Origin of the sequence: Cellulomonas sp. HZM, assembly GCF_000708885.1 — a bacterium.
Lineage (GTDB): Bacteria > Actinomycetota > Actinomycetes > Actinomycetales > Cellulomonadaceae > Cellulomonas.
The window spans coordinates 193,053-200,036 of the sequence record NZ_JEOE01000002.1; the positions used below are offsets into that span (position 1 = coordinate 193,053).

Below are 6,984 nucleotides of genomic sequence, written 5' to 3' on the forward strand. Positions count from 1 at the left end.
GGCCGGTGAGATCGTGCGAGAACCCCCCGACGAGAGGCTCTCCCGTGACACCTGAGCTCGAGGTCCGACGATGACGACGACCAGGACCGCGCGCATCGTGATCGCGGCGGGGGCTGCGGCAGCCGGGGGGCTCGCCGCGTGGGACTCGTTGCAGCGCAAGCACTCGGTGCTGCGGAGGTACCCCCTCGTCGGCCACCTGCGCTACCTGCTGGAGGACATCCGGCCCGAGCTGCAGCAGTACTTCGTCGAGCGTGACTGGGACGGTCGCCCGTTCGACCGGGACACCCGTTCGCTCGTCTACGAGCGTGCGAAGGGTGTCGACGAGGAGAAGCCGTACGGCACGGAGCTCGACGTCAACGAGCTCGGGCACGAGTACCTCGTGCACTCCACGACGCCGCTCGAGCCCCCCGACGAGCCGGCGCGCGTCCTCGTCGGCGGACCGGACTGCGCACGGCCGTACTCGATGGCGCTGCTCAACGTCTCGGCGATGAGCTTCGGCGCGCTGTCCGCCAACGCGATCCGCGCCCTCAACAGGGGCGCCGCGCTCGGGGGCTTCGCGCACGACACCGGCGAGGGCGGCCTGTCGCGGTACCACGAGGAGCACGGCGGCGACCTCGTGTGGGAGGTCGGCACGGGGTACTTCGGGTGCCGCACCGACGACGGCGGCTTCGACGCCACGAGGTTCGCCGACACCGCCGCCAAGGACCAGGTCAAGACGGTCTCGCTCAAGCTCAGCCAGGGCGCGAAGCCGGGCATCGGCGGCGTGCTGCCCGCGGCGAAGGTGACGAAGGAGATCGCGGCGGCACGTCAGGTGCCTGCGGGCGAGAAGTGCGTCAGCCCGTCGGCGCACCGGGTGTTCTCGACGCCGGCCGAGCTCGTCGAGTTCGTCGCGCGGATGCGCGAGCTGTCCGGCGGCAAGCCGGCCGGGTTCAAGCTCTGCGTCGGCTCCCGCATCGACGTCCTGGCGATGTGCAAGGCGATGCTCGAGGTCGGCACGGCGCCCGACTTCATCATCGTCGACGGGTCCGAGGGGGGGACCGGGGCCGCACCGATCGAGTTCGAGGACCACGTCGGCATGGCCCTGACGGACGGCCTCATGACGGTGCACAACGCGCTGGTCGGAGCGGGGCTGCGCGACCGCGTGCGGCTCGGCGCGAGCGGCAAGGTCGCGGGTGGCGCCGACCTCGTCAAGCGTCTCGCCCAGGGTGCGGACTACACGAACTCGGCGCGCGCGATGATGATGGCCGTCGGCTGCATCCAGGCCCAGCGATGCCACACCGGGACGTGCCCGAGCGGCGTCGCGACGCAGACCGCCTGGCGCGCGCGGGCCGTCGACGTCGGCGACAAGGGCGAGCGCGTGCACCGCTACCAGCGGTCCACGGTCGCCGAGGCCATGCGGCTCATGGCGGCGATGGGCGTGCACGATCCCGTCGACGTCACGCCCGCGCACCTGCAGCGGCGCGTGTCACCGACCCGCGTGCAGTCGTACGCGGAGATCTACGAGTGGCTGCGGCCGGGCGAGCTGCTCGCGCAGCCTCCGGCCTCGTGGGCAGACGACTGGGCGGCCGCCTCCCCGGACCGATTCGGGCCGGTCGCGTCCGGCGGCCACCCCTGGAAGGAGCAGGCATGAGCACCACCGTCGCGCAGCACGTCGTCGCAGCGCTGGCCGACCACGGCGTCACGCAGGTGTGGGGCGTCGTCGGCGACGCACTCAACCCGTTCACCGACGCGATCCGCACCGAGGAGCGCATCGAGTGGGTCGGCGTGCGGCACGAGGAGGTCGCGGCGTTCGCGGCGAGCGCCCAGTCGCAGCTCACAGGCCGCATCGGGGTCTGCATGGGGACCGTCGGTCCCGGCTCGATCCACCTGCTCAACGGTCTCTACGACGCCAAGAAGTCACGCACGCCCGTGCTCGCGATCTGCGGGCAGGTGCCGACGGCCGAGATCGGCACCGACTTCTTCCAGGAGGTCGACAACGGTGCGCTCTTCGCGGACGTCGCGGTGTGGCGCGAGACGTTGACGTCGCCCGAGCAGCTCCCGCACCTCGTCACGCAGGCCGTCGACGCGGCATATGCGCAGCACGGGGTGGCGGTGCTCACCGTGCCAGGCGACGTCGGTGGGGTCGACGCCCCCGACGCCACGCCCGCGGTCTTCGCGCGGCCCGCCGAGCCCGCGGCCGCGGCACCCGACCAGGTGGAACGGGTCGCGGGGGTGCTTGCGGGCGCTCGCGTGACCCTGCTCGTCGGGTGCGGCGCACGCGGGGCGCGCGACCAGGTCCTCGCCCTCGCCGACGCGTTGGCCTCCCCCATGGTCGTCACGCTCAAGGGCAAGGAACGCCTCGAGGCCGACAACCCGTTCCAGGTGGGCCAGTCCGGTCTGCTGGGCAACCCCGCCGCGGCGAAGGCCATGGACGACTGCGACGTGCTGATGATGATCGGCACCGACTTCCCCTACCGCGACTGGTACCCCACCGGGAAGACGGTCGTCCAGCTCGACGCACGGGCGGAGCACGTCGGCCGGCGCGTGGCGGTCGAGCACGCGCTCGTCGGCGACGCCGCCACGACGCTCGACGCGCTGCTGCCCCTGCTCGAGCGGTCGCAGGACCGCAAGCACCTCGACGCCGCGGTCTCCCGGTACGCCGCATGGCGCGACGAGCAGGCGCGCCTCGTCGACCCCGGGCACGACTCGAGCCTCGTCGGGCGCGTGCGGGCGGTGTTCGACAACCCCGACGACCGGATCCGTCCCGAGGCGCTCGCCGCAATCGTCGACAGGCACGCGCCCGACGACACGATCTTCACGAGCGACACCGGGATGTCGACGACGTGGCTCGCGCGGTTCGTCGAGATGCGCGGCGCCCGCCGGCTCGTCGGTTCCTACAACCTCGGGTCGATGGCCGACGCGCTGCCGATGGCGCTCGGCGCGCAGGCCCTCGACCGCGGCCGGGCCGTCGTCGCGATGGCGGGCGACGGTGGCCTGATGATGCTCCTCGGCGACCTGCGTACCGCGGTCACGTACCGGCTGCCTGTCGTGGTGGTCGTGTTCGACAACGCGAGCCTCGGCATGGTGCGGCTCGAGCAGGAGCAGGGCGGCCTGCCCCGGTTCGGCACCGACCTCGACAACCCCGACCTCGCGGCGGTGGCCGTCTCGATGGGCCTCGCGGGGCGCCGCGTCACCGAGCCCGACGAGCTCGACGAGGCCGTCCGCTGGGCGTTCGAGCAGGACGGTCCCGTCCTGCTCGACGTCGTCACCAACCCCGACGAGATCGCCGTACCTCCCAAGCCCACGCTCGCGCAGGGCTGGGGCTTCGCCATCGCGAAGTCCAAGGAGGTCCTCCGCTCGCGCTGAGGCCGGACGTCAGGCCCCGACGAGGCGCTGCGCGAGGTAACCGACGACCTGGTCCAGCGCGACCCGCTGCTGGCTCATGTCGTCGCGGTGACGGATCGTCACGGCCTGGTCGTCGAGGGTGTCGAAGTCCACGGTGATGCAGAACGGCGTGCCGATCTCGTCCTGGCGCCGGTAGCGCCGACCGATCGCGCCGGCGTCGTCGAAGTCGACGTTCCAGTACCGGCGCAGCTCCGCCGCGAGGTCTCGCGCCTTGGGCGACAGGTTCTCGTTGCGCGACAGCGGCAGCACCGCGGCCTTCACCGGGGACAGGCGCGGGTCGAGCTTGAGCACGACCCGCGTGTCGACACCGCCCTTGGTGTTCGGGGCCTCGTCCTCGGTGTACGACTCGACGAGGAACGCCATCAGGCTGCGCGTCAGGCCCGCGGCGGGCTCGATGACGTACGGCACGTAGCGCTCGTTCTTGCCCTGGTCGAAGAACGACAGGTCCTGGCCCGAGTGCTCGGTGTGCGTCGACAGGTCGAAGTCCGTGCGGTTCGCGATGCCCTCGAGCTCGCCCCACTCGCTGCCCTGGAAGCCGAACCGGTACTCGATGTCGACCGTGCGCTTCGAGTAGTGCGACAGCTTCTCGGCCGGGTGCTCGTAGTGGCGCAGGTTGTCGCGGCTGATGCCGAGGTCGGTGTACCAGTCGGTGCGCGCGTCGATCCAGTACTGGTGCCACGTCTCGTCGGTGCCGGGCTCGACGAAGAACTCCATCTCCATCTGCTCGAACTCGCGCGTGCGGAAGATGAAGTTGCCGGGCGTGATCTCGTTGCGGAACGACTTGCCGATCTGGCCGATGCCGAACGGGGGCTTCATGCGCGCCGCGGTGTAGACGTTCTTGAAGTTCACGAAGATGCCCTGCGCCGTCTCTGGCCGCAGGTAGTGCAGACCGGACTCGTCCTCGACCGGGCCGAGGTACGTCTTGAGCATCATGTTGAAGTCGCGGGGCTCGGTCCACTCGCCCTTGGTGCCGCAGTTCGGGCAGCTGACGCCCGCGAGACCGCCCTCGGGCGCGCGGCCCTTGCGCTCCTCGAACTCCTCGACCAGCTGGTCCTCACGGAACCGCTTGTGGCAGCTCAGGCACTCGGTGAGCGGGTCGGTGAACACGCCCACGTGGCCCGAGGCCACCCACACCTGACGCGGCAGGATGACCGAGGAGTCGAGGCCGACGATGTCGTCACGGCTCGTCACCATCGAACGCCACCACTGACGCTTGATGTTCTCCTTCAGCTCGACTCCCAGCGGCCCGTAGTCCCACGCGGAGCGCGTGCCGCCGTAGATCTCGCCGGCCGGGAAGACGAACCCGCGCCGCTTGGCGAGGGAGACGACGGCGTCCAGACGGGAGGGTGCAGCCACGGGATCACTCCAGGAGGTGGGCCCGCTGCTGGGTGCGGCGGGCGGACGACCGCGACCGGGTGCCGCGGGGGAACACGGTCCAGGCTACCGGCCCGGGGGCGACCACGACCTCGTACGATGCCCGCGTGGACGACGACCCTCTCGGCACCTTCGGGCTGGGCTCGACGTCGATCGGCATCGCGGTCGGCGTCCTGTTCCTCGTCGCCATGGCCCGTTCCCACGCGATCTACTGGGCGGGGCGCGGCGTGACCCGCGGCGCACGCACCGTCAACGGATCGCACGGCGGCTTCGGGTGGTGGCGCTCGATGCTCGAGCACCTCGAGGGCTGGACCAACACGCGCGCCGCCCGCAAGGGCCTCGACCTGGTGCGGCGATGGGGCGCCTACGCCGTGATACTCGCGTTCGTCACGATCGGCGTGCAGACCGCCGTGTTCGCGTCGGCGGGGCTGATCGGCATGCGGTACGGACGCTTCACGCTCGCCACGGTGCCCGGGGCGCTCGCGTGGGCGGTCGTGTGGTCGACCGTCGGCCTCGGCGCGGTGTGGGGAGCGGTCCGCCTGTTCGCGACGAACCCGGCCGCGCTGCTGGCCGTGGTCGTGCTGCTCGCGGCCGGGCTCGCGTGGTGGACGCACCGCAGGCTGACCCGGCGTGCCGAGGTGCTGTCACCCGCCGACTGAGCCCCCGTCCGTGGTCCGTGCCGCGGTCGAGCGGCCGAGGACGTCCACGAGGAGCGGCACGACGACGACGAGCGCCGCCAGCCCGAGCAACCACGCGATCGACGCCTGCCCGTGCGCGCCCGTGCACCCGCGCGGCGGGCCGCCCGGCCCCGACCAGTCGATCTCGCTGGTCACGAGCGTGAGCACGTCGTCGGCGCACCCGCCGCGTCCCCACGGCGCGGAGCGCAGGAGCACCGTGCTCAGCACGGCCGCGACGAGGGCACCGACGCCGGCGACAGCACGCGTCGACGTCAGCCGACCGCGCACGGCGGCCGCGACGAGGGTCACCGCAGCGACGGCCGCGACGACGACGTCGAGCAGAGGCAGCAGCGCCGTCACGCGTCGTCGGCCTGGGCGACGCAGAACTGGTTGCCGTCCGGGTCGGCCAGGACGACCCACGGGAAGTCGTCGGTGCCGCGCCGCGCGACGAGCGTCGCACCGTCCGCGAGCAGGCGCTCGACCTCGGCCTCCCGGTCGGGTGCCGCCAGGTCGAGGTGCACCCGGTTCTTGCCGGGCGTCGGGTCCGGCACCTGCTGGAAACCGAGGACCGGTCCGTCGTCGACCGCCCGGACCAGCACGAACCCGTCGCCGTACGCGGAGTCCACCGTGCCGCCCGTCTGACGTGCCCACCACCGCGCGAGCGCGGGTGCGTCCGTGGTGTCGAACGTGACCATGCCCAGGGAGATCGTCATGCGGGGAACCTAGCGCGCCCCTCCGACACGCGTCACGGCTCTCGTCAGGTCGGCTTGTCGACCGCGCCGCCGTACCGTCGGTCCCGCCGCGCGTACTCCTCGACCGCACGCCACAGGTGGCGGCGGTCCACGTCGGGCCACGGCTCGTCGAGGAACACCAGCTCGGCGTACGCCGCCTGCCAGATCATGAAGTTCGACGTCCGCTGCTCGCCCGACGAGCGCAGGAACAGGTCGACGTCCGGCAGGTCGGGCTCGTCGAGGTAGCGCTGGACGGTCTTCTCGCTCACGCGCGCCGGGTCGAGGCGGCCTGCCTTGACGTCGCGCGCGATCGCGGCAGCGGCGTCCGCGATCTCGGCGCGGCCCCCGTAGTTGACGCACATCGTCAGCGTGCACGTCGTGTTGGCCGCCGTCAGCCGCTCGGCCTCCTCGAGCTCCGAGATCACCGAGCGCCACAGCCGCGGACGCCGCCCGGCCCAGCGCACCCGCACGCCCCAGCTGTTCATCACGTCGCGGCGTCGGCGCAGCACGTCCTTGTTGAAGCCCATGAGGAAGCGCACCTCCTCGGGCGAGCGCGACCAGTTCTCGGTCGAGAACGCGTACGCCGAGACGTACTCGACGCCCACCTCGATGGCACCGGCGACCACGTCGAGCAGCGACGCCTCGCCCGCCTTGTGCCCCTCGGTGCGCGGCAGCCCGCGCGCGTTGGCCCAGCGGCCGTTGCCGTCCATGACGACGGCCACGTGGCGAGGCACGAACTGCTTCGGGATGCTGGGGGCGACGGCGCCGGAGGGGTGCGGAGGCGGCGGGACGGGGCGCGCGGCGGGTGCGGGCAGGGC

General features: G+C 72.3%; 7 protein-coding genes. 3 read left to right on the top strand and 4 right to left on the bottom strand.

Annotation, left to right across the window (positions count from 1 at the left end; all coding sequences use genetic code 11):
* Nucleotides 1–70: 70 nt before the first annotated feature.
* Together AW16_RS0102785 and AW16_RS0102790 are read left to right on the top strand one after the other, a co-directional pair.
* Nucleotides 71–1,630 carry an FMN-binding glutamate synthase family protein gene (locus AW16_RS0102785; protein ID WP_051681602.1) on the top strand — a complete coding sequence of 520 codons (1,560 nt, stop codon included), beginning with the start codon at nucleotides 71–73 and terminating at the stop codon, nucleotides 1,628–1,630.
* Nucleotides 1,627–3,345 (top strand): thiamine pyrophosphate-dependent enzyme, encoded by a 1,719-nt coding sequence (locus AW16_RS0102790; RefSeq protein WP_029288012.1) that lies wholly within the window; start codon nucleotides 1,627–1,629, stop codon nucleotides 3,343–3,345. The genes AW16_RS0102785 and AW16_RS0102790 overlap by 4 nt, the downstream gene beginning before the upstream one ends.
* Nucleotides 3,346–3,354: 9 nt before the next feature.
* Here the strand turns inward: AW16_RS0102790 and AW16_RS0102795 are convergent, their stop codons facing one another.
* Nucleotides 3,355–4,740 (bottom strand): glycine--tRNA ligase, encoded by a 1,386-nt coding sequence (locus AW16_RS0102795; RefSeq protein WP_029288014.1) that lies wholly within the window; start codon nucleotides 4,738–4,740, stop codon nucleotides 3,355–3,357.
* A 125-nt stretch (nucleotides 4,741–4,865) separates the two neighbouring features.
* Between AW16_RS0102795 and AW16_RS0102800 the strand changes: the two genes are divergently transcribed.
* Complete coding sequence (locus tag AW16_RS0102800) at nucleotides 4,866–5,417, top strand: DedA family protein (protein WP_051681603.1); 552 nt, start codon at nucleotides 4,866–4,868, stop codon at nucleotides 5,415–5,417.
* Here the strand turns inward: AW16_RS0102800 and AW16_RS0102805 are convergent.
* The 3 genes from AW16_RS0102805 to AW16_RS0102815 are packed head-to-tail and all read right to left on the bottom strand — an operon-like array spanning nucleotide 5,403 to nucleotide 6,981.
* The gene (locus AW16_RS0102805; protein WP_029288017.1) at nucleotides 5,403–5,795 is read right to left on the bottom strand and encodes a hypothetical protein; all 393 of its coding nucleotides are present in this window, start codon (nucleotides 5,793–5,795) and stop codon (nucleotides 5,403–5,405) included. The two genes, AW16_RS0102800 and AW16_RS0102805, sit on opposite strands and share 15 nt — an antisense overlap.
* On the bottom strand, nucleotides 5,792–6,148 hold the full coding sequence (locus tag AW16_RS0102810; protein ID WP_029288019.1) for a VOC family protein: 357 nt from the start codon (nucleotides 6,146–6,148) through the stop codon (nucleotides 5,792–5,794). Before AW16_RS0102810 ends, AW16_RS0102805 begins: the two co-directional genes overlap by 4 nt.
* A gap of 44 nt (nucleotides 6,149–6,192) precedes the next feature.
* Nucleotides 6,193–6,981, bottom strand: a complete 789-nt coding sequence (locus tag AW16_RS0102815; protein ID WP_029288021.1) for an isoprenyl transferase — start codon at nucleotides 6,979–6,981, stop codon at nucleotides 6,193–6,195.
* Between the last annotated feature and the right edge of the window lie 3 nt (nucleotides 6,982–6,984).